The sequence below is a fragment of the Actinoplanes sp. NPDC049681 genome, assembly GCF_044465265.1.
Lineage (GTDB): Bacteria > Actinomycetota > Actinomycetes > Mycobacteriales > Micromonosporaceae > Actinoplanes.
On record NZ_JBITLP010000001.1, the window covers coordinates 350,009 to 371,451 of the forward strand.

Annotated in this window: 22 protein-coding genes and 2 tRNA genes; 14 read left to right on the forward strand and 10 right to left on the reverse strand. The window is 69.6% G+C overall.

Features of this window, described 5'->3' with window-relative positions; genetic code table 11:
- Positions 1-245: 245 nt before the first annotated feature.
- The gene (locus ACIBO8_RS01620) at positions 246-779 is read right to left on the reverse strand and encodes an RICIN domain-containing protein (RefSeq protein ID WP_396113147.1); all 534 of its coding nucleotides are present in this window, start codon (positions 777-779) and stop codon (positions 246-248) included.
- Between the two features lie 1,039 nt (positions 780-1,818).
- Here ACIBO8_RS01620 and ACIBO8_RS01625 point away from each other — a divergent pair.
- The gene (locus tag ACIBO8_RS01625; RefSeq protein WP_396113148.1) at positions 1,819-2,793 is read left to right on the forward strand and encodes an NAD(P)H-quinone oxidoreductase; all 975 of its coding nucleotides are present in this window, start codon (positions 1,819-1,821) and stop codon (positions 2,791-2,793) included.
- A gap of 6 nt (positions 2,794-2,799) precedes the next feature.
- On the opposite strand, the gene ACIBO8_RS01630 is transcribed toward ACIBO8_RS01625, so the two are convergent.
- Together ACIBO8_RS01630 and soxR are read right to left on the reverse strand one after the other, a co-directional pair.
- Entirely contained in the window at positions 2,800-3,495 is a 696-nt protein-coding gene (locus ACIBO8_RS01630) for a hypothetical protein (protein ID WP_396113149.1), read from the reverse strand.
- 113 nt (positions 3,496-3,608) lie between these two features.
- On the reverse strand, positions 3,609-4,040 hold the full coding sequence (gene soxR, locus ACIBO8_RS01635) for a redox-sensitive transcriptional activator SoxR (protein WP_396113150.1): 432 nt from the start codon (positions 4,038-4,040) through the stop codon (positions 3,609-3,611).
- A gap of 59 nt (positions 4,041-4,099) precedes the next feature.
- Here soxR and ACIBO8_RS01640 point away from each other — a divergent pair, with 59 nt between their 5' ends.
- Complete coding sequence (locus tag ACIBO8_RS01640; protein WP_396113151.1) at positions 4,100-4,630, forward strand: NADPH-dependent FMN reductase; 531 nt, start codon at positions 4,100-4,102, stop codon at positions 4,628-4,630.
- Between the two features lie 36 nt (positions 4,631-4,666).
- On the forward strand, positions 4,667-5,230 hold the full coding sequence (locus ACIBO8_RS01645) for a hypothetical protein (protein WP_396113152.1): 564 nt from the start codon (positions 4,667-4,669) through the stop codon (positions 5,228-5,230).
- Here ACIBO8_RS01645 and ACIBO8_RS01650 read toward each other — a convergent pair whose 3' ends face one another.
- Genes ACIBO8_RS01650 through ACIBO8_RS01660 form a run of 3 tightly spaced genes read right to left on the reverse strand, consistent with a single transcriptional unit; the run spans position 5,231 to position 7,853 of the window.
- Positions 5,231-6,328 (reverse strand): acyl-CoA dehydrogenase family protein, encoded by a 1,098-nt coding sequence (locus ACIBO8_RS01650; RefSeq protein WP_396113153.1) that lies wholly within the window; start codon positions 6,326-6,328, stop codon positions 5,231-5,233.
- An 11-nt stretch (positions 6,329-6,339) separates the two neighbouring features.
- On the reverse strand, positions 6,340-7,515 hold the full coding sequence (locus ACIBO8_RS01655; protein ID WP_396113857.1) for an RNA polymerase sigma factor: 1,176 nt from the start codon (positions 7,513-7,515) through the stop codon (positions 6,340-6,342).
- The gene (locus ACIBO8_RS01660) at positions 7,512-7,853 is read right to left on the reverse strand and encodes a YciI family protein (RefSeq protein WP_396113858.1); all 342 of its coding nucleotides are present in this window, start codon (positions 7,851-7,853) and stop codon (positions 7,512-7,514) included. The genes ACIBO8_RS01655 and ACIBO8_RS01660 overlap by 4 nt, the downstream gene beginning before the upstream one ends.
- 455 nt (positions 7,854-8,308) lie before the next feature.
- Between ACIBO8_RS01660 and ACIBO8_RS01665 the strand changes: the two genes are divergently transcribed.
- From ACIBO8_RS01665 to ACIBO8_RS01675, 3 genes are all read left to right on the forward strand, one after another.
- The gene (locus tag ACIBO8_RS01665; RefSeq protein ID WP_396113154.1) at positions 8,309-8,908 is read left to right on the forward strand and encodes a C40 family peptidase; all 600 of its coding nucleotides are present in this window, start codon (positions 8,309-8,311) and stop codon (positions 8,906-8,908) included.
- 9 nt (positions 8,909-8,917) lie between these two features.
- Entirely contained in the window at positions 8,918-9,559 is a 642-nt protein-coding gene (locus ACIBO8_RS01670; RefSeq protein WP_396113155.1) for a GNAT family N-acetyltransferase, read from the forward strand.
- Positions 9,560-9,857: 298 nt separating this feature from the next.
- Entirely contained in the window at positions 9,858-10,388 is a 531-nt protein-coding gene (locus ACIBO8_RS01675; protein ID WP_396113156.1) for a YbhB/YbcL family Raf kinase inhibitor-like protein, read from the forward strand.
- A gap of 65 nt (positions 10,389-10,453) precedes the next feature.
- Here ACIBO8_RS01675 and ACIBO8_RS01680 read toward each other — a convergent pair whose 3' ends face one another.
- Positions 10,454-11,167: a class I SAM-dependent methyltransferase gene (locus tag ACIBO8_RS01680; RefSeq protein WP_396113157.1), complete on the reverse strand. Its 714-nt coding sequence runs from the start codon at positions 11,165-11,167 to the stop codon at positions 10,454-10,456.
- A 265-nt stretch (positions 11,168-11,432) separates the two neighbouring features.
- Between ACIBO8_RS01680 and ACIBO8_RS01685 the strand changes: the two genes are divergently transcribed.
- On the forward strand, positions 11,433-13,421 hold the full coding sequence (locus tag ACIBO8_RS01685) for a hypothetical protein (RefSeq protein WP_396113158.1): 1,989 nt from the start codon (positions 11,433-11,435) through the stop codon (positions 13,419-13,421).
- Between the two features lie 18 nt (positions 13,422-13,439).
- On the opposite strand, the gene ACIBO8_RS01690 is transcribed toward ACIBO8_RS01685, so the two are convergent.
- A complete protein-coding gene (locus ACIBO8_RS01690) occupies positions 13,440-14,162 on the reverse strand; it encodes a hypothetical protein (RefSeq protein ID WP_396113859.1) in 723 nt (240 codons plus the stop codon).
- A gap of 394 nt (positions 14,163-14,556) precedes the next feature.
- Between ACIBO8_RS01690 and ACIBO8_RS01695 the strand changes: the two genes are divergently transcribed.
- Positions 14,557-16,125 carry a peptide deformylase gene (locus tag ACIBO8_RS01695; protein WP_396113159.1) on the forward strand — a complete coding sequence of 523 codons (1,569 nt, stop codon included), beginning with the start codon at positions 14,557-14,559 and terminating at the stop codon, positions 16,123-16,125.
- A 12-nt stretch (positions 16,126-16,137) separates the two neighbouring features.
- Here the strand turns inward: ACIBO8_RS01695 and ACIBO8_RS01700 are convergent, their stop codons facing one another.
- Together ACIBO8_RS01700 and ACIBO8_RS01705 are read right to left on the reverse strand one after the other, a co-directional pair.
- A complete protein-coding gene (locus ACIBO8_RS01700) occupies positions 16,138-17,250 on the reverse strand; it encodes a globin domain-containing protein (RefSeq protein ID WP_396113160.1) in 1,113 nt (370 codons plus the stop codon).
- Positions 17,251-17,414: 164 nt separating this feature from the next.
- Positions 17,415-18,188 (reverse strand): hypothetical protein, encoded by a 774-nt coding sequence (locus ACIBO8_RS01705; RefSeq protein WP_396113161.1) that lies wholly within the window; start codon positions 18,186-18,188, stop codon positions 17,415-17,417.
- Positions 18,189-18,420: 232 nt separating this feature from the next.
- Between ACIBO8_RS01705 and ACIBO8_RS01710 the strand changes: the two genes are divergently transcribed.
- From ACIBO8_RS01710 to ACIBO8_RS01735, 6 genes are all read left to right on the forward strand, one after another.
- The gene (locus ACIBO8_RS01710) at positions 18,421-18,936 is read left to right on the forward strand and encodes a hypothetical protein (protein WP_396113162.1); all 516 of its coding nucleotides are present in this window, start codon (positions 18,421-18,423) and stop codon (positions 18,934-18,936) included.
- Positions 18,937-19,425: 489 nt separating this feature from the next.
- A tRNA-Ser gene (locus tag ACIBO8_RS01715) sits at positions 19,426-19,516 on the forward strand.
- A 36-nt stretch (positions 19,517-19,552) separates the two neighbouring features.
- A tRNA-Arg gene (locus tag ACIBO8_RS01720) sits at positions 19,553-19,625 on the forward strand.
- Between the two features lie 402 nt (positions 19,626-20,027).
- Positions 20,028-20,243: a hypothetical protein gene (locus ACIBO8_RS01725; protein ID WP_396113163.1), complete on the forward strand. Its 216-nt coding sequence runs from the start codon at positions 20,028-20,030 to the stop codon at positions 20,241-20,243.
- A gap of 67 nt (positions 20,244-20,310) precedes the next feature.
- Positions 20,311-20,916, forward strand: a complete 606-nt coding sequence (locus tag ACIBO8_RS01730) for a hypothetical protein (RefSeq protein WP_396113164.1) — start codon at positions 20,311-20,313, stop codon at positions 20,914-20,916.
- A gap of 40 nt (positions 20,917-20,956) precedes the next feature.
- Positions 20,957-21,409, forward strand: coding sequence for a hypothetical protein (locus ACIBO8_RS01735; protein WP_396113165.1), 453 nt, complete (start codon positions 20,957-20,959; stop codon positions 21,407-21,409).
- Positions 21,410-21,443 lie beyond the last annotated feature (34 nt).

Below are 21,443 nucleotides of genomic sequence, written 5' to 3' on the forward strand. Positions count from 1 at the left end.
GGAAACGGTCGACGCCTGGTACTCCGGAAACATTGGAACTTCGGCGCGGAATTCGGGCGGCCCTGCACCCGGGCTACCGATCCGGACGTCGACTGTGACGCCACGCCGCTTCGCCGTCCTCGTCGGTCGCTGGAGGCCTGTGGCGCTCCACCGGGACCTCCGCCGCGGCGACGTGTCGTCGCCGCGGCGGGGCAGGTTAACGATTTCGAGTACGAACAGCTACTCGAAACCAGTCGAGGTCACCGTCAGAGCGGCGAGTACTGTCGCCAAGCCTGGTTCTTTGCGGACGGGTCGCAGGCGTACTGCGCGACCGCGGCACCAGCCGTGGTGCTCGCGCTCGAGACGCCGAGGCACAGGCCGCTCTTCACGTTCTTGATCATCGCCCAGCCGGCGTTGCTGGTGGCTGTGGTCCTCGGGAAGGTCCATTGCTGATTGGCGGCGCTGGAGGAATAGTCGCCCACGTAGGCCGCGGCTCCCGCTTTCGTCGAGGCGCCGTCGATGCCGAGGCCGCCCTTCGTCTGCAGGTTCATGTACTGGTAATGACCGTTACTGAGCTGAATACGTTGCCAATACCCATTCGGGTTGTAAACCTCGTCCTGGACGACATAGTCGTTCGATTTTCTGACCATGTAGTAAAGCGATTTGAGGTTTTGAAGGCGAGTGTAGTCGTTGGTGGCTGCGACGGCGGCGGATGGAGCGCTCACCACGGCGACTGCGCCAGCGAGAAGTGTCAACGCGACGCTGGCGACCAAATTCTTTCTCAAAGTCAACTCGCTCATTCCTTGGTTGATCTTGCGGGCCCACTATTAAAGGGGGTCGTTCATCGTTTGTCAAGCCGAGGTGTGATCGAGACGCATCTTCGCGGGTAAGGATCCGTATGCGTTCTGTGACATCACGAATGTGCCGAATCCGAAATCCCCGCCAGCTGATTCCATGCTTCCTCGAGATGCGTGCGGCCATTCGTGGCCACCTGCCATCCGCGGTCACAACGCTCAGTGACGCCGATTGTGCAGGGAGTGCCGACCTGCAAGGAGGGGCTGTCGCGGCTGCGGCCGGCTCGTACGTGCGTGTGCTCCGCGGCTTGTTCGGTACGGGTCGGAGCGGTCTGCGGCCCGTTGGCCTTGTCGAGGGGTGGGGCGACGGTCGTGGAGGCCGGGTGCGGCGTAACGCCGGCGAAGTCAAGGCATCGGCCGGCTATGAGTGCCGAAGGGCCGGCGATGGAGCGTCCCATGGCGATGCTGTCCTCACGTGCGACCGGGGAGCGACGCGGGGCCTGGCGGCGCGCCCCCGCGCCGACCAGGCCCCTTGTCCCGCGGGACCCGTGCAGTGTCGACGAGTATGGATGCGTTCTTCAACCTGACAAGGAATCTTTAAGGAAGACTGCCCGAACGGCTGCTCTTGACCCGGTTCTTGTTATGCGAAGCGGTCGTGTATCGCTACGTCTTATATCAAGCTTAATAAAATACCTGTGAGCTGCTAAGACGTATGACCCGGTGGCAGTGAGCCCAGGGAGCGTTGGATTGAGTTGATGTCAGTTCGTCGATGTCTTCCGGTCTCTCCCGGGGCCCGTGATGGTCGCGGGAGCGATGACCGCCCGTCGTGCTTGACGCCAGTTGCCGCGCGAGGCCGTCATCGCCGGGGACGGCGGCGAGGGACTGTTACGACCCGTTGCCCCGCAGAATTGACAGGCTCGGCGGTGGCGCGAGGGTGAGCGTCGGATCCGGTGAGGGCCCGGATCTGAGCAACAACAGCGCGGCCCACCAGCGGTCGACCGAGCCCGTTCAGAAAGTGTCACATCCTTCGGGCAAGCTTGATCCCATGCACGCCATCGTGATCGAGAAGCCGGGCGGGCCCGAGGCGCTGGTCTGGGCCGAGGTCCCCGATCCGGAGCCGGGACCCGGAGAGGTCGTCGTCGAGGTCACCGCCGCCGCGGTGAACCGCGCCGACGTGATGCAGCGGCAGGGCCACTATCCACCGCCGCCCGGTGCTCCGCCGTATCCGGGCCTGGAGTGCGCCGGGGTGATCACGGCGCTGGGCTCGGAGGTGACCGGGCGCCACGTCGGCGAGCGGGTCTGCGCCCTGCTGGCCGGTGGCGGCTACGCCGAGCGGGTCGCCGTGCCGGCCGGCCAGTTGCTGCCGGTTCCGCAAGGCCTGTCGCTGCAGGAGGCGGCCGCGCTGCCCGAGGTCGCCTGCACCGTCTGGTCGAACGTGGTGGACATCGCCCGGCTGCGGCAGGGCCGGACGCTGCTGGTCCACGGTGGCGGCGGGGGCATCGGCACGTTCGCGATCCAGCTGGGCAAGGCCCTCGGCGCCACCGTCATCGTGACCGCCCGGGAGCGTAAGCACGAGCAGTTGCTGGCGCTCGGTGCCGACCTGGCCGTGGACTACACCGCCGATGATTTCGTCGAGGCGACCTTGGATTTCACCGAGGGCCACGGCGCCGACGTGATTCTCGACATCATCGGCGCGAAGTATCTGTCGCGGAACATCGCGGCTCTCGCGACCGACGGCCACATCGTCACCATCGGCATGCAGGGCGGGCGCAAGGGCGAGCTGGACTTCGGTGCCCTGATGGCCAAGCGGGGTTCGGTCGCCGCGACGACGTTGCGGGCCCGTCCGGTGAAGGACAAGGCCCGCATCGTGCGTGGGGTACAGGATCAGGTGTGGCCGCTGGTCGACGCCGGTGCGATTCGTCCGATCATCGACCGCACCGTGCCGATGCGTGACGCGGCCGAGGCCCACCGGCTGATGGAGTCCAGCGATCACCTGGGCAAGATCGTGCTGCTGCCGTGAGGGTGCTCAGACCTGCACGGTGGTGATGCCGGAGAAGATCCGGAGGGACCACGTGCAGTTCGATGCCGTGCTGACGGTGAAGAAGCCGAGCCGTCCACCCTCGTGCCCGTTGAGCGTCAGCGAGCCCGACTGCTTGTCGGCGCCGACGTATTCGTAGCCGTTCGTCTTGCCTTCCCAGGTCAGGTAGAAGAAGGAGAAGTCCGGCTCGGCGCAGTCCCAGGACGCGATCGCCTTGAAGTCGACGGTCGGCACCTTGAGGGTCGGGCTCGTCCAGGCCGTCGAGTCGCCCGTCCACGTGGCGATCTCCTTGGAGCGGCGCTGGATCACCTGGACCGCGTCGAGGCGGGCGGCGTTCCGGCGGGCCGCGGTGCCGGCGAAGACCGCCTTCCACGTCCCGGTCGTCTCGGCGGTGAAGCGGCGGGTGAAGGCGCCGGAGTCCGTGGCGGTCGCGAAGCCCTTGTAGGCGAACGCCGTGGTGCCGCTCTTGCGGAAGTAGAAGCTCACCCGGGAGCGGTTGCCGGTGGCCCCGATCCAGACCCGGCCGCTCAGGGTTACCGGCGCGCCCTTGATCACCGGCTCCGGGGCGGCGTTGAAGGTCATCTTGACGGCTGCCTGGGCCGCGTGGGCGGCCGTTCCCGCGCCGGCGACGAGGGTGACCGTTGCGGTGAGAAGGGCCAGAAGAAGCGAGGACGTGCGACGCATAAGACGGGCGCCTTTCGGGGCTTTTCGGACTTAACGCTCGAATCTTGACACGCGCGGGGAGCCGAGGCCACGTGCGGGCGAAAGTCCACTAAGTCCGGTTCGTCCGAACGGCGTCAGTCACCGATCAAGCGGCGGGGACCCGCGCCCAGTCGGCCCAATTCGTCGTTGGGATTGATCAGCGGGCAGCGGTCGATCGACATGCAGCCGCAGCCCACGCAGCCGGTGAAGTCGCTGCGCAGCTGCTCGAGGTGGCGCATGCGGCGGTCGAGCTCCTCCTGCCAGCACTGCGACACCCGGGCCCAGTCCTCGCGGGTCGGCGTGCGGTTGTCGGGCAGCACCGCGAGCACGGCGGCGACGTCCTTCAGCGGGATGCCGACCCGCTGGGCGATCCGGATGAAAGCCACCCGCCGCAGCGCGTCCCGGCGATAGCGGCGCTGGTTGCCGGCGGTGCGCGTACTGGTGATCAGGCCTTGGCGCTCGAAGAAGTGCAACGCCGACACCGTCACGCCGCTGCGGGCGGCCAGCTGCCCCACCGTGAGCTCCATCGCGTCGTCCCCTCGTCGCCTTGACCTCAACATTAGTTGGGGTTTTAGCGTCGCTTGCCATGGACACCATGCCGCTTCGCACCGCAGTCATCGTCGGCAGCACCCGGCAAGGCCGGTTCGGCCCCACCGTGGCCGCCTGGACAGCCGCCGAGATCGGCGGGCGATCCGACCTCGCCGCCGAGATCGTCGATCTCGCCGACGCCGCCGACACCGTCACCAAGCAGCTGGGGGAGGCCGATGCGTTCGTCGTCGTCACGCCGGAGTACAACCACAGCTATCCCGCGCCGCTCAAGGCCATGATCGACGACCACTACGCCGAGTGGCAGGCCAAACCGGTCGCCTTCGTCGCGTACGGCGGGCTCTCGGGCGGACTCCGCGCCGTGGAACACCTGCGTCCCGTCTTCGCCGAGCTGCATGCCGTGACCGTGCGCGACACCGTCAGCTTCCACGGCGGCCGCCAGTGCTTCGACGCCACGGGCCGGCCCCTGGACCCGGAGAGCGTCGTCGCCGCGCAACGGATGCTGGACCGGCTCTCCTGGTGGGGGCACACGCTGCGGGACGCTCGCGCCGTCCGCCCGTACGGGAGCTGACCCATGCGAATGCCAGACCCGGCTAGTAAGGACGCCGTGACGGTGATTGCCGGCGAGTGGGAAGCCGGCGACAAGGAAGCCGGCGCGGAAGCGGTCGCGGCCGCGTGGCGGGCGAAGCCGTGGCCGGACGGGCTCCTTTCCCTTTCGCTCTTCGTCGACGCCGACGGTGATCGAATCCTGCACTACTCACAGTGGACGATCGAGCACCCGACCATGGACCTGCCGGGCGGCGGCGCGTACCGGCTCTACCGCGGCGAACGGCAGACCGTGGACCGCACCCCGGGCGCGATCGTGACCGTCCGCGTCGACACCGACGGCCCGGAGATCGCGCGGACCTGGATCGACGCGGTGTTCGATGCCCTGGCCTCCGACCGAGCGCTACCCGAAGGCGGCATCGGCGGGTTCTTCCACATCAGCACCGACGGCACCCAGGTTCTCAACTACGCCGAGTGGGAGACCGCCGAGGCGCACCGCCGGGCCATGGCCGCCAACGACGGCAGCGTCTCGCGAGGCCCGCTGTGGGACAAGGTCCGGACCATGCCCGGCGTGCATCCGCGCAGCGTCACCCGTTTTCATCTGTACGCGACCCTGACCCCCTGATCAGAGCCGAGCGGTCGGCACGGTGTCGCCAAGGCCCAGCAGCACCGCGCCGACCGTCTCGGTCACGTCGCCGGACACCATGGCGTGTTGGGTCGCCACGTGGACGTCGCGGAAATGCCGCTGCAGGGGGCTGGAGTCGTACACCGCGGTGCCGCCGGCGGCGTTGTAGACGAGGTCCACCGCCCGTGCGGCGTTGCGGGTAGCGGTGCAGATCGCGAGTCGTAGCGCCGCCCGGCCCGCTGTGTCCGTGCGGGCCGTCCGCACCGAGCTCAACAGGTACGCGAGACCCGAACCGTGCAGCGCCGTGGCCTCCGCGACGGCGACCCGTACGCCCGGCTTGGCGGCGACCGGCTCCCCGGTGAGCGGGCTGCGCTTGGCCCGGGCGTGCTCGCTGAAGTCCTCGATCGCCGCCCGTGCGATGCCCAGGGCGACCGCGCCGATGCCGAGCGCAAGCAGCGACAGGGCCGGGAAGGCGTACAGCGGCCCGGTCTGCTGAGGCGGCTCGGCCAGGGAGAACGTCCGCTCGGCGGGAACGAACACGTCGTCGGCGGAGAAGTCGTGGCTGCCGGTGCCCCGCAGCCCGGCCACGTCCCAGGTGTCGTGGATGGACACCTCGGCCGCGTCCAGCACGGCCAGCCGTGCGCCCGCGGGCGTGACGACCCCGCCGACCAGCCAGGTCGCGTGGTGGCACGCACTCGCGAAGGACCACCGCCCGCTCACCCGGTATCCGCCGTCGACCGGTGTCGCCCGTCCCAGCGGGGCGGCCACGCCGGCGATCAGGAACCGGGGATCCCGCAGCAGGTCCGTGGCGGTGTTCCGCGGCAGGTGGCCGAGCGCCATCGACGTGGCCGCGCCGATCATCGCGCACCATCCGGTCGAGCCGTCGGCCCGTCCGAGCTCCTCGAAGATCTCGACCAGCGTGGCCGGTTCGGTCTCCAGGCCGCCGCAATCCCGAGGCGCCGCCAGCCGGAAGACACCGAGCTCGGCGAGCTGCTCGATCAGGGCGGGCGGCACGCCGCGGTCCTGTTCGGTGAGGGGTGCCATCGTGCGGATCGCCGGAGAGAGGGCACGGATGTCATCGATCGGTGAGGTCGGCATGACGCCGAGTATTACGGACGGCCGTGCCGGCGTAGATAGGACCGCTCCGCCTCGTTCTGGGTGAGCTGGGAAGCCCGATCGTAGGCATCCATCGCCTCGTCGGTGCGCCCCGATCGGGCCAGCAGCTCCGCGCGAACCGCATGGAAGACGTAGTAGTGGTCCAGTGCCAGACCTTCAAGGATGGTCAACGCCGGCTCGGGACCCGCGACCTCGGCCACCGCCACCGCGCGGTTCAGCGCCACCACCGGCGTCGGGGCGAACTCCAGGAGCTGGTCGTACAGCTGCAGGATCGCCGGCCAGTCGGTGGCCGAGGCGGTCGGGGCGGCGCTGTGCACGGCGTTGATCGCGGCCTGGAGCTGGTACGGCCCCGGCCGGCCCCGCCGTACGCACGCCCGCACGATCTCCTGCCCCTCGGCCACGAGCGCACTGTCCCACAGCGACCGGTCCTGGTCGGCGAGGCGCACGAGCTCGCCGTCCACAGTGGTGCGCGCGGGGCGGCGCGCGCTGATGAGCAGCTGCAACGCGAGCAGGCCCGCCACCTCCGGTTCGTCCGGCATCAGCCCGGCGAGCATCCGGGTCAGCCGGACGGCCTCGGTGCACAGGTCGTCGCGGACGAGGTCGGGGCCGCTGCCGGCCGCGTACCCGGCATTGAAGATCAGATAGAGGACGGCCAGGACCGGCGGCAAACGGTCCGGCAGCTCGGCGTCCCCGGGCACCCGGTACGGGATGCCCGCGTCCCGGATCTTGGCCTTGGCCCGGACGATGCGCTGAGCCATGGTGGCCTCGGGCACCAGGAACGCCCGCGCGATCTCCGGTGTGGTGAGCCCGCCCAGGAGCCGCAGGGTGAGCGCGACCTGCGCCTCCTGCCGCAGGGCAGGGTGACAACAGGTGAAGATGAGTCGCAAGAGGTCGTCTTCCTCCCGGCCGGCCGCCGGCGGGAGCAGACGAAGCGCCTCCGTCTCCTTGGCCCCGCGGGCGGCCTCCCGCCGCAGATGGTCGACCGCCCGGCGGCGGGCCGTCGTGATGATCCAGCCGGCCGGGCTCGGCGGCAGGCCTTCCTGTGGCCACCGGGCCGCCGCCACGGCGAACGCGTCCTGGACCGCCTCCTCGGCGAGGTCGAGGTCGCCGAGGAGGCGGGTCAGGACGGCGACCGCGCGGCCGTATTCCGCGCGGTAGACCTCGCTCAGCTCGCGAACGGCCGTACCTCGATCGGGAGCGTGGTGATCGCGGCCATCCGCTCGCCCCAGCGCAGGGCGGCATCGAGGTCGGGCGCCTGGATGACGGTGAATCCGCCGAGGTGTTCCTTGCCCTCGGTGAACGGGCCGTCGGTCAGCAGCACATCGCCCTCCTTCGCGCGGATCACCGTGGCGGTGTCGGGCGGGCAGAGCCCCGCCGTGAAGACGAAGGCTCCGGTGTCGTGCAATTCCTGGTTGAGCTCGGCCAGGCCCCGCATGATCGGCTCCAGGACCTCGGGCGCAGGCGCCGGCCCGTCCGGCTGATACACGCTGAGCAGGTACGTCTTCATCTCTGGCTCCTCTCGACTTACTCGTCACACCTACACGAACGTGGGCCCCAGGAATCGACACCGGCCCGGGATTAATTTTTTCTGTTCCGCCGAACAGCGCCACGAATGTGTGTTGGCATGGTCGACGGAATTAACCAATAACGTCCGGGTTCCCATTGTCGCCGCTCAACGGATGACAGCCGGTGCGGCGGCAGTTGCGTCACGCCGGACGGGATGCGCGTGAGTGCCCCGGGCCTAGTTCGGAGGCTCTGCTGTCCCGTCCGTCCACCGGCCGCGTGCTGGCCGCCGGCGCCCTGGCGCTGGCTGTGAGTGCACCGGTCCTCGAACCCGTAACCCCCTCTGACCTGCCTCTTCTCCGACTTCCGGCTGCTGCTGCCGCCCAGGCGGCGATGCCGGCCCTGCAGGACCGTGCCCGCCAGCGTGCGGCCTCCCGGTCCGCCACCCGGGGACAAGCTTTGACGGTACGGCGGGACGACGAGCTCGTCCGCCAGGCCGAGGAGGCACTGTCCCTCGCCGAACGCATGGCCGCCGTGGAGCGGCAGGTCGTCGTGGAGCGCCGCGCCGTGGCCGCCGAAGTCCGTGCGGCAGCCGCCAGGCGCCGTGCCGTAGCCGCCGAGCGTCGTGCCGCCGCGACCGCGAGCCGTGCGCACGCCCGTCCGGCCGTGCGCAAGCGCGTCGTCCGCCGGGCCGTCGCCGTCCGGCCTCGCATCACACGCGGCACGCCCGCGCGCATGGCGTCGGTGATCGCCTACGCCCGGGCCCAGGTCGGCAAGCGCTATGCGTCCGGCGGCGAGGGTCCGCGCGCCTTCGACTGCTCCGGCTTCACCAAGCGGGCGTACGCGCACGCCGGTCTGCGGCTGCCGCACTCGTCCGGTGGACAGGCGGCGCGGGCACGTACCGTCTCGCGGGCCGCGGCGCGCCCCGGCGACCTCGTGGTGGGCGCCGGCCACGTGGGCATCTACATGGGCCGCGGCATGATGATCGACGCGGGGAACCGGCGGACCGGGGTGGTGTACCGGCGCCTGTACGCGGGGCTGCACATCGAGCGGTTCTAATATTCCGGCATGATCGCCGACCATTGGCCGTTGTTCGGGCTGCGGCTGCGTACGCCGCGGCTCGAACTGCGCCTGCCCGACCTCGAGGACCTCGCCCGGCTCGGCGACGTCGCGGCCGCCGGTGTGCACGACCCGGCGGTGATGCCGTTCGTGGCGCCCTGGACCGACGCGACGCCCGAGGAGCGGGCCCGCAACACGATCAAGTGGCAGTGGGCCCAGTGGGGTCGGTGGTCGCCCGGCGACTGGACGCTGCAGCTGGTGGTGGTCGCCGCGGGCGAAGTGATCGGTACGCAGGACATCGGCGCCCGGGACTTCGCCACGGCCCGGATCGTCGGTACGGGCTCCTGGCTCGGGCTGGCGTACCAGGGCAGGGGGTACGGCACCGATATGCGCGCGGCGGTGCTGGAGCTGGCGTTCACCGGCCTCGGCGCCGAGTTCGCCACCTCGGAGGCGTTCGAGGACAACGCCGCCTCGTACGCCGTCTCCCGCAAGCTCGGCTACACCGACAACGGCACCGAGTGGCACGTCGTACGCGGAGAGCGGGTCCTCGGGCGCCGGCTGGTGCTGGACCGGGCCGCCTGGACCGCGGCGCGGACGACCGAGGTGGAGATCACGGGCCTGGAACCCTGCCTGCCGCTGTTCGGTCTGTAGCTCCCCACAACGGCAGTCGGCACCTGTCCCGCGGGACAGGTGCCGACTTGCTGGCCGCGGCTGCGCTGAGCGACCGTCACCACCGGGCACGGGGATCTCTGCCGCTCGAACCCGGTCGGATGTCTGACACCACTATCGCCCGGGTCAAGCCCTCCGGCGCGCACCAGCTGTGCGTTTCTCGCCGAACCGGGCGCCGGGGTTATCGCGTCCGAAAGCTGTGCGACATCTCACCCGGTTACTTTTAGCTCACAGGGGGCAGTCTGGACCGCGGAGTCCGCACAGCTGGAAGGACAACAGCATGAATTTGGAACGCGCAGAGGCACCGGATCCGTACGACATCCTGCCGCCGGTTCCGTCCTTCACGGTGACCAGCACGGACGTGGCCGACGGGCAGCCGCTCGACGAGCTTTACGTGCATCCCAGCGTGGGTGGCAAGAACCTCTCCCCGCAGCTCGCCTGGTCCGGCTTCCCGGCCGAGACCCGCGGCTTCGTGGTGACCTGCTTCGACCCGGACGCACCCACCGGCAGCGGCTTCTGGCACTGGGTGGTGGTGAACCTGCCGGCCTCGGTCACCGAGCTGCCGCGCGGGGTCGACCCGCTGCCGGACGGTGCCTTCACCATCCGCACCGACTACGGCGAGGCCGGCTACGGCGGCGCCGCACCGCCGCCGGGTGACCGCCCGCACCGGTACGTCTTCGCGGTGCACGCCCTCGACGTGGACCGCCTGGAGGTCGGCGAGGACGCGACTCCCGCGTACGTCGGCTTCAACCTGGCGTTCCACACCCTGGCGCGGGCCACCATCCGCCCCACCTACCAGGTCAAGGGCTGACCACCCGCCGTACGCAGAAAAGCCCGCCGGGTCCGTGACCGGGCGGGCTTTCTGGTGTTCGTGGGTCAGCCGGGAACCTTGGCGACGACGAAGACCGACTGGCCGAACGGCGGCTTCACGACCTTCTCCGCGGCCTTGGTGACCGGCAGCACGAGGCTGTCGTAGATCTTCACCATCGGGCCCTCCTTGGGGGCCAGCTTGAAGATGCTCGTCGCGGTGTAGTAGCCGATGAGGCCCAGCGCGTTCGCGTAGTGCAGCTTCTCGATGGTGAGGCCGGCCTCGGTCATGGCGGCGCGCATCGTCTTCTTGGTGTAGCGGCGGATGTGGCCCGTCGCGATGTCGACCTGGCTCATGGCGAACATGAACGCCGGGACGATCAGGATGATCCGGCCGCCGGGGCGGACCAGCTCGGCCATGCTGCGCAGCGCGCCGACGTGGTCCTCGATGTGCTCGAGCACGTTGTAGGACACCGCGGCGCTGTACTCACCCGCGGCGTCGGGCGCCGGCAGGAGCATCTGCCGCACGTCGATGTTCGAGTGGTCGGCCAGGCGCTCCTTGAGCTGCACCAGCCGGTCCGGGTCCGCCTCGGTGGCGGTGAAGTGCGGGACGTGCTCCGCCCACTCCAAGGCGTAGTCGCCGAGACCGCTGCCGATCTCGATCGGGTTCTCCCCCAGGTAGGGGAGAGCGAGCTCGACGAACCAACGTCGGTGGTTCACGGCCATGGCGAGGCCTTCGAGCACTTCGGACTGGATCCGCTGGTCTCCAGTGATGTCTGCCATAAGTAAGGTTCCCTCGTCTTGCCGATCCGAGCTGACAGCGGGACCGGAAGAGTTAAGCATCCGGTGCGCGCAACCGAAAGTTGAGCGGGGGGTGACCGCTCCATTTTTGCCTGATTGAGACATTGCCCCGGGGGTACCCGGGATCGTTACCCATCATGCACCACTGGCGTGAGGCGGCGGTAAAACGCGCGTACATATCGGGTCGATCACGCCTCGGCCGCCCGTCACGACACTGTTACCAAGCTCCGTTAGGCTCGCCGATGCTATGACGATTACGGGTATTGACTCGACCGGCCAGTCGCCCGGCGGGAACGTTCTGCCACCGGACCCCGAGGCCGCCGCCGAAGACCTGGACGCGGAGCTGCTGACCCTCGAAAGCGAGGTTGCAGCCGCGCCGATCTCGGTCATACCCGCAGATCGCACGGCGGGCGAGACGGCACCGGAGGCGGCGCCGCGGCGTCGCTGGTGGCGCTCTCTCACCTGGCGAGACGCCCTGGCGATCGCCACCTTCGTCGGGGTAGCGCTCTTCCTGACGGCGCCGTTGTGGCTCAATCTTGATCATGAGTTGCGCGACGATCCTCAGGATCAGGCATTCTTTGAGTGGATGCTGGCGCACGGTGCACGCGTGCTCACGGATGGCGCTTATCCGTTCTTCTCGGATCGCATGAATTACCCCGATGGGGTGAACATGATGGCCAACACCAGTGTGCTGGCCGTTTCACTGCCGATGACGCCGGTCACTGTCCTCTTCGGGCCGCATGTGGCGTTCAACGCGTTTCTCACTCTCGCGTTGTCGATCACCGGCATCTCGTGGTATCTCGTGCTCTCGCGTCAGTTCGTCACCTCGCGGCTGGCGGCCTGGGTGGGTGCGCTCTTCATCACCTTCGCGCCGAGCATGATCGCGCACGCCGGCGGCCACCCGAACATCGTCTCGCAGTTCCTGGTGCCTTTGATCATTTGGCGCACCCTCGAGCTGCGTACGCCGGGCCGGGCGGTCCGCAACGGGCTGATCCTCGCCGGCCTGCTGATCTGGCAGGCGTTCATCAACCTCGAGATCCTCTTCATGGCCGCGGTCGGGCTGGGTGTCTTCTGCACGGTCATGGCGATCGCCCGGCGCAAGCGCGCCGGTCGCACCGAGGTGATGGCCTTCCTCCGGGCGCTGGGTGTGACCGCCGCGGTGACGCTGGCCGTGCTCGCGTACCCGCTCTCGGTGCAGTTCTTCGGGCCGCAGAGCTACCGCGGCCTGTCCGAGTTCGTGCGGTACTTCGGCACCGACCTGGGTGCCTTCACGGCGTACGCACAGCGCTCCATCGCCGGCAACAGCGTGACCGCCGCCCGGCTGGCGCAGAACGCCTCCGAGGAGAACGCGTTCTTCGGCTGGGGCCTGATCATCCTCTTCTTCGGCCTGGTGGCGTGGATGCGCCGCAGCGCCGCGGTGGTCACGCTGGCCGCCCTGGCGCTGCTCTTCGGTGCCCTGTCGCTCGGCCCGCGGATCCACCTCAACGGCGTCGACACCGGCGTCAACGGCCTCTGGGCGCTGCTGCACAGCGTTCCGGTGCTGAACTCGGCCGTGCCGACCCGGTGGGCCATGGCGATCGCGCCGGTCATCGGCATCGTGCTGGCGCTGGGCTGCCAGAAGGCGTCCGACCTGATGAAGGCGCAGCCGTCCGCCCGCGGCCCGGTCCGGGTCGCGATGATCACGGCGGTGGCGATGGCTCTGGTGCCGCTCGCCCCGACGCCGCTGCGGACCGCCCCCATGGACCCGGTGCCGGACTTCGTCACGTCGGGTGCCTGGCGGCAGTACGTCGACGACAACCACACCGTGGTCGCGCTGCCCCTGCCGGACAGCCAGTATCCCGACCCCATGCGGTGGAGCGCCTACACCGGGCAGGACATGCGGATCGCGAGCGCGTACGCGTTGCTGCCGGCCCAGAACCCGCTCGACCCCAACGACCGCGCGGCGCTGTTCTCGCCGCCGTGGCGGCCGACCAGCGGGCTGATGAGCTCCATCAAGCAGGGGAACCCCACGCCGGAGATCACCGACACCCGGCGTGAGATGACGCTGGCCGACCTTCGCTACTGGAAGGCCGGGGTGGTGGTGCTCACGCCGCAGGAGCGCGACATCGAGATGCTCCGGGCGATGACCGACCTGCTGGGCTTCCAGCCGACCTGGACCGGCGGGGCCTGGGTGTGGAACGTCCGGGCGCTGGTCGACGATCCCAAGGCGACGCTGAGCGGGCCGGATCTCAGCTGACCGGAGCCCGTCCGGAGGTCAGTGCTGCTGGATGCAGCAGCCCATGCAGACCTTGGGCTTCGGCAGGGTGAAGGCCAGGCAGCAGGTCTTCCGCTGCACGTCCAGCTTGCCGGCGCGGCCCGGGACCAGTTCGATCAGGTCCTCCACGCCGAGGGCGCCGAGCAGCACGCCGATGGTCTCGGCCGAGGAACCCGGCAGCACGTCGGCCGAGCGCAGCACGGCGTAGCCGACCCCGGAAGCGAGCGAGCCCAGCAGCGTGCGCTTGCCGAGGCGTACTTTGCTGTGGATCGCGTCCAGCAGCGGCGTCAGGTGCTGGTCCAGCAGCGACCGGCGCAGCTCCTCGAGCAGGGCCGCCTCGGTCGGGACCACCCGCACGCCCGGGCGGCCGCTCAGGGCCAGCGGGTCGGACGGCAGCACCGCCACCGTCACGTCCGGGTGCAGGCCGATGGTCACGAGCGGACGCGGGTCGTCGAAGTGCATCAGCACGTCGGTGCCGGTCAGCAGCGGCACCCGCCGCGCCGAGGCCCAGCCCAGCACCGCCGGCAACGCCAGCCAGTACGTGTACGCCTTCCAGGCCAGCGCGGCGGCCGCGTGCGGCTGCGCCTGCCAGCGCCGCTTCGAGGAGTCGAGCAGGACGTCCAGGGCGGCGCCGGTCAGCTCGGACGCGGGCATCCAGCCCGTCGTATCGCGTACCAGAAGATCCGGAGCCAGACCCGGCAGCTCGGTGGACGTGCCGAACATGGCTCGCAGGGTCGCGGTGATCGGCGCGAGCGGCGGCTCGGCGAAGGCGGAATGGCCCGCGAAGGGCTGGTCGAGGGTCGTGGTCACCGGTGGCCGCCGGCCCGGCGGCAGCAGGAGCTCTGCTGAATCACTGCTGTCACCTCCCGCTGTGCGGCCGTCGCTCCGGATCACCCACCATACCCCGTTAAGGCTAGCCTAACCATTCCTGCGGGCCCGCGGGATGCCGGGCCCCGGTCAGGTATTTCTGGACGAATACCCCGAGCAAGGGTGACCTAACGCAGCGTTGCGGCGTTGCCGGTTTCGTCAAGGTATCTGTCGGCAACGCGCTACAAGCCCCATGCGGACACCGGAAGACATGGACACTGAAATTCCTGTCGCAAAGGGGACATCCGTGATGACCACCTCGCCAGTCGAGAGGGCCGCCGACCAGTTCGTGGCGGCGCTTGCGCAGTGGCGGGTCGAGCGCGGCATGACCAAGAAGCAGCTCGCCGCCCGGATGGGCTTCGACCCGTCCTACGTCAGTCACGTCGAGGGGCGCCGGCACAAACCCACCGAGGACTTCGCGCGGCGGGCCGAGGCCGTCCTGGCCGCCGGCGGCGTGATCTGGCAGCGATTCCAGGAGTACGACGAACTCCGGCACGCCCGCGGCACCCAGCTGCACCGCGACCCCCCGGTGCCCGTCCAGTGGCTGCCACCGGGCACCGGGCTCATCGTCGAACAGGAGGTGGCCGAGCTCACGTACACGAAGGGCGCGTACCGCTGCCGGATCCGGCGCGCCCTCTACAACGCCGGCGTCGAACCCGTGACCCGGTACCTCGTCAAGATCGCCGTGGACCGCTATCCGCACGACCCGGCCGGCTCCAACCAGCATCACCGCCAGCACCCGCTCAGCTTCGAGGAGATGGACCTGCACGCGGTGGCCGGCGAGGGCGACGCCGCCGAGCCGATGCACTGGCGGCTCAAGCTCGACCGCGACGCCGCCAAGGAGGTGTGGCTGCTCTTCGCCAACGACCAGGGCCAGTTCCCGCTCTATCCGGGTGAACGGACAACGATCGACTACGCCTACACGGTCGGAGAGGAGAAGTGGGGCCACTGGTTTCAGCGGGCCGTGCGCCTGCCCACCCGCAACCTCACGGTACGGCTGGACTTCCCGGTCGAGTTCGAACCGCAGGTCTGGGGCATGGAGACGTCCCTCGCCGCGGAGGTGCCCGTCCGTACCCCGCTCGAACGGCACAACGACGACCAACGCGCGGTCTTCGAATGGTCGACCGACGCACCCCTGCTCAACGCCCGCTACCGCCTCGAATGGCGGTTCCGCGGGCAGACCGCCCCGCACACCGGAGACGAAGGCGTCCCCCGGCAACGATCGGCCGTGGAACCCCGCACACCGGAGCCGAACGGCCATGAGCTGAGAGCGAGCCAGCGGATGCGCGGAATAGGCATCGTGCAGCGCGGGGCGGACCTGCTCCGCCAGCGCGCCCGGCACTTCCAACTGCCCCGGGAGGAGTCCGACGCCCGTGAGGCCGTGGCGGCCCTGCGGGCCACCCTGGGGCGGCTCGAGACGGTCCACGACTTCAGCAAGGGGGTCGGGCTGGCCGCGCCGCAGATCGGCCTGGCGGTTGCCGCCGCCATGGTCCGGCCGCCGGAACGCGGCGCCGAGCCCGTCGTCCTGCTGAACCCCCGCGTCGTCGACGAGTCCGGGGAGACCGACGAACAGTACGAGGGCTGCCTCTCCTTCTTCGACTACCGCGGTCTCGTCGTCCGGCCGCTGCGCGTCGACGTGGAACACGCCCGCTACGACGGCACCCGGGTCATCACCTCCTTCGAGAAAGCCATGGCGCGCCTGGTCAGCCACGAGATCGACCACCTGGAAGGGCGCCTGTACGTGGACCGGATGGCGGCCGACTCCGCGCTCGTACCGGTCGAGGAGTACGGCCAGACCGGCCGCCCGTGGAGCTACTGACCTGTCGTTCGGCTACATGTCCGAGAAGCTGTCGTACTTGATGCGGATCGAGGGCACCTGCAGCTCGGCGAGGGTCTTGAGGGTCCCTTTGACCATCGGGCCCGAACCGGAGACGAAGAAGTCGTGCTCGTTCCAGGGGCCGTACCGGGCGACGACGTCCGAGATGTTGCCCTGCTCACCGGGGAAGGTCGGATCGTCGCTGCACGCGGTCACCACAGACAGCCACGGATAGCGCGCGGCCAGGCGGTTCAGCTCGGCGAGGTCGTACAGGTCGTCGCGGGTCCGGGCGCCGAAGAAGACGTGCACCCACCGCGTGCGGTTGTAGCGGGTCAGCTCCTCCAGCAGCGACTTGATCGGGGCGAGGCCGGTGCCGCCGGCGACGAACACCGCGTCCCGGGTCGACCGCCGGTCCAGGTTCATCGACCCCATCGGCGCGGCCAGCCGGATCATGTCGCCGACCTCCAGCCGCCGCACCAGCGCACTCGACACCCAACCGGCGCCGACCGCGCGTACGTGGAACTCCAGGGTGTTGTCGCGCCGGGGAGCGTTGGCCGGTGAATACGTACGCCACAACCGCGGCTGGAACCGCGGGCACTCGAGGCTCAGGTACTGCCCGGCCCGGAACTCCAGCGGCTGCATCGGCATGACCGTGAAGACCGCGATGTCGTTGGCGCGGCGCTCGTGCGAGATCACCTCGGCATACCAGTACGGCGGGTTCGTGTCCGCCTCGGCACCGGCCAGCATCTTCGACGCGATGACCGCGTACGCATCGGCCCACGCCTGGTCGTACTCGATCCCCCACTGCTCGCCCCCGAAATGCCGCATGGCCTCGATCAACGCGCCGCCGACCACCTCGTAGTGCTCCGGTTCCACGTGGAACTTGCGGTGGTCGCGCCCCAAGGCCCGGAGATACTCGTCGAACTTCTCCGGATCCTCGAGCGTTTGGACCGCGGTGACGATCGCGTTGAGCAGCCGTGCCCGCTGGACGTCCATGTGGACCGGGAAAAGATCCCGGAGATCGGGGTGCGAGAGGAACATGCGCGCGTAGAAATAACCGGCGACTTTGTCCTGGTGCTCCTCGACGAGGCTCCAGCTCTCTTTGAGCAAACGCGCGAGGTCTCCCATGCGCATAGCGTGAGCAGCGGAACAGGTTACGCATCGCACCGAAGGTGCGACTTAGACCGCACAATTGCCGACAGTCGGCGCGTCGCTTGTGCGGATAGGTCCGGATGTGCGTGTGGTTGGGTCACCCGATAGGGGTACGCCACCGGTCCAGAATTATCCGCCGATCAGCCCCGGTAGAAGGACGTGGCCCGTGCGCCCATGGTCTGGGCGGCAGCCCGGCTGGTCAGTACGGCGGCAAGGAGGCTGCTGGCGGGGAAGAACCGGTTGACCACCCGCAGCACAGCCCAGCCACCGGCGTGCGCCGTGACCATCCGGCCCAGCCGCCACACGGCATCGCTCAGCCCGGCACCCTCATAGCCGTGCTCCCGCGCGGAGACGAGCGCGGCCTCGGCATCCTCTCGCCCGGGATGAACCCGCGTCAGCACCAGCAGATCTACGGCCCGCGCCGGATCGGTGGGATCGAACCCGTAGGCCGCGGCCACGTGCAGGGCCAGCTCCGCCTGAGTCAGGGCCGCGGCACCGAGCAGGGCAAGCGGAGCGTACGAGCCGGCAACCGCGGCGAAGACACTGTTCACACTGCCGAACCGGGTGAACTGCTGTACCGCCAGCCGAGCGATGGCGTCAGGCGTCGCGGCGGGATAGGCGTCCGCCGTGCGCTCAGCCCATTCGGCGGCACGTGGGCCGACGGCCTGGACGGCGGCGAGGGCGAGCAGCTCCGGGGAGTGGGCGGGGTCCGCGAGGATGCGGACCCAGGCCTCGAAGCGGGCAGCGGCGCGGCGGGCTTCGACGGACTCGGTGTCCGTCGATGGCAGGGCCGCCGGCGGGAGGGTCGGCTGTACGGGGACGACAGCCCCCGGCTGCCCCGGGGCCGTAGCCGGGGGCTCAGCAGTCTCGGCCTTCTTGCCGGGTTGCTCCTCCGGGCTGCTTCGCGGCTTCATCTCGGGTGCGTTGTGTGGTTGCTGGTCCGGTCCGCTCGGGGCTTGCTTCCCCGAGGCGGTCCCTGCTTGCTCCTCCGGCGCGGTCGCTGCTTGCTCCTCCGGCGCGGTGGCTGCTTGTTCCTCCGGCCGGCTCGGGGCTTGCTCCTCCGGCCGGCTGGGCGCTTCTTGCTCCGACCGGCTGGGCGCGGCCTTTTCCTCGGGTGTGGGGCTCGGCTCGTCCGGGACGGTGGTCATGTCCGGCTCGACCACGGCCGGCGCCAGCTCCGAGGCGGCCGCCTTGATCGCCCTCTTGAGCGGCGCGGTCTTTCTGGCCGGCGTTGTCGCCTTCGCTGCCTTCTTCGCCGGTGCGGCGTTCTTCGCTGCGGCGGCCGGTCTCCTCTGCTCGGCTGTGGTTCCGGATCCGGCCTGCGTGGCTGCCGTTCCCTGGGCTGCCGAGCGGGCCGGCTTTGCTGCCGTGTCCGAACCGGCCTCCGTGGCTGCCATTCCCGGCGTTGCCGAGTCGGCCGGCTTTGCTGCCGTGTCCGAACCGGCCCGCGGGGCAGCCGTCCCTGGCGTTGCCGGGTCGGCCGGCTTTGCTGCCGTGTCCGAACCGGCCCGCGGGGCAGCCGTCCCTGTCGTTGCCGGGTCGGCCGGCTTTGCTGCCGTGTCCGAACCGGCCTGCGTGGCTGCCGTCCCCGGCACTGCCGAGCCCACCTGCGTGGCGTTCTCGGAGGGCACGGCGTCTTTCCGAGGCGCAGCCTGCTTCTGAGGCGCGGCGCTCTTGGTGGCCTTCGACGGGGTGGCCTTCGTCACGGCCGGGCCTGCCTTGGCGGGTGCGGCCTTCTTCGCCGCCTTCTTGGGCGGGGTGGCTTTGCGGGCGCGGGAGGGTGAGCCGTTCACTTGGGTGGACGCGTCTGCGTTCGGGGACGGTGTGCCCGTACCCGAAGGATTCTGGGTCTTGTCCGCAGCCGGCGGCCGAAACGTCACCGGGGGTGGCGTCCTGCGGGGCCGACCGGCCGGCGGCGCGGAGGATTCGGGCTGGTCAGACGTGCTGAACGCGGGCCGGGGAGCCCGCGGACGACGCGGCGGCGGCTGCTTCTCCTCCATGCCGTGGCAGCCTAGCCTGGCCGCGGAGGTTTCACCTGTTGGAAGCGGGTGTGGTCGATCAATTTCCGGCGCGGCGCGCGGAGGGGATCCTCTTTGCCGGGCCCTCGGGCGGTCCGGTATCCTCGACGGTCGGTGGCCTGAAGGCTTCCGAGGAGACTTCGCCTAGTCTGGTCTATGGCGCCGCACTGCTAATGCGGTTGGGGGCTTATACCCCCTCCCGGGTTCGAATCCCGGAGTCTCCGCGTGTTGAGCCGGTGTGTATGCTGGCAACGCACCGAGCGCCCGTAGCTCAATGGATAGAGCATCTGACTACGGATCAGAAGGTTAGGGGTTCGAGTCCCTTCGGGCGCGCTTCACAGAGAAGGCCCTCCACCAGCCACAACGGCATGGTTGAGGGCCTTTCTCATGTCCGCGGCATTTGCTCACCGGTGGTCTTGGGAGCCACTGGGCTCCTGTGAGCCATTCTGGCTCCCGGGCACCGAACAGCGTCCGCGACATCAGCTCCGCCGCCGAACGCCGGCCGAGCTCCGCGGCGGCGACCGGATCAGCGATGCCTCCGGCGGGAATCTTCGACAAAGATGGGGCCGCCCACCCCACCGGGAGGCCGGGCCGAGCCGGGCAGAGCGGCTCCCTGCCGTCAACACGTGGAGCGTTGTATTGATGGCAGGGAGCATGCCCGTTCCATGGTGTGCGGACTCACGGCAGAGATGGGGTCAAGGACGGCTGGGTAGGCGGACCGGATGGTGGAGCTCGGTGATCTTGCGTGCGATGGTCGAGGTCGGACCAGCGCACGCCGCACAGTTCGGCACGCCGCAGCCCCGCGTACGTGGCGAGCTTGTAGAGAACGGACAGCCGATCGTTCATGACGCGCTCGAGAAGGCAGGCGGTGTCCTGGCGTGCAACACGTCGAAGCGCAGTCTTGCCGCCGGTGACCATGGCGGTCTGACAGCCGCTTACGGCTACCACTAATCGGCCTGCTGAGCGGCTGTCATGACAGGGGACGGCGGTAAAGATCATGACCTTGTAGCGTGCCCTCATGCTCGCCTCGACTCTGCCGGTCTCTGCCCGGATGCGCCGACGCCGACGGGGCGCACTGATCGCGGCTCTCGGCCTGGCGGTTGTCCTCACGTTCGCGTGGCGGTCGGTCGTCCCGCCTGCTGCGGCGTCAGTCGTGACCGAGCCAGTTGCCGCCTCGGCGTGCTATGCCGAGGGCCGTTCAGAGGGGACGTACTTGGAGGCGGGCATCCAAGTGACAGGGACCCGCGTTAGTGCTGACGGTGCGCGTGCGGTCAGCGTGACCGCACGAGCGGCCGGTGCCGCGCACGGATGCGGGACGGCTGGTCGCGCCCAGCAGACGCCGACTATTGCGGTCGCGCTTGAATTCCGGCTCACGGGAGAGCGGCTGTGCCATCCCGACACCGTCGACAGCGACGAGAAGTGCAGCAGCGACCGCAGAGAACTCACCGTCACCCACACGCACAGCTGCACGAACGAACAGGCCTGCGAGCTGTCCTCGGCCGACGAAACGCTTACCGCCAACGTCGACGGCCGGATAGCGAGGCTGGAGGCACGGTCCATCGTGACCAACGGTGGCGACATCCGTCCGGCGACCAGTGCCTACCAGGTGGTAATTTCCGGGTGACTTGCCTGCAGCAGCACGAATCCGGCTACGGAGGTTGCTGATGTCCGCTGAGAACACCGGCACGGCGTCGCGAGCGCTCCGCCTCATCGGTGGGTCTGTCGCGACCTTGGCCGGCCTCGCGCTGCTGGCGTTCCTGCTTGTGGCGGGCGTGGTCGTCTGGGTGTTCGGGGTCGCGCTGCCACGGCACCAGCACGCGATCGACGACGAATCGCTGGCGGTCGCCCGCGGCTTCGCCGACCGTAGTCAGCAGAGGCTGGTGTCGGCGGTTGCGGACGGCGAGCTGACCGACGCTGAGGTGACCGCGGTGGTCGGGACCATGTGGACGGACGAACGCTCCGCCGACAGGTGGGGCGTGACGACGCGTTACCCGGCCGGCAGCAAGGACGTCTGCTTCCGGTTCGATATCGCCCTGCCGCTCGGCCCGGGCGCCCGGGTGACCCATACCGAGCTGCCCGACTGCCCGCTGATCGGGCCGCACCCGGGGGCCTCGTAACACGACCTCCACGCTGCGTTTTCGGACCAACATG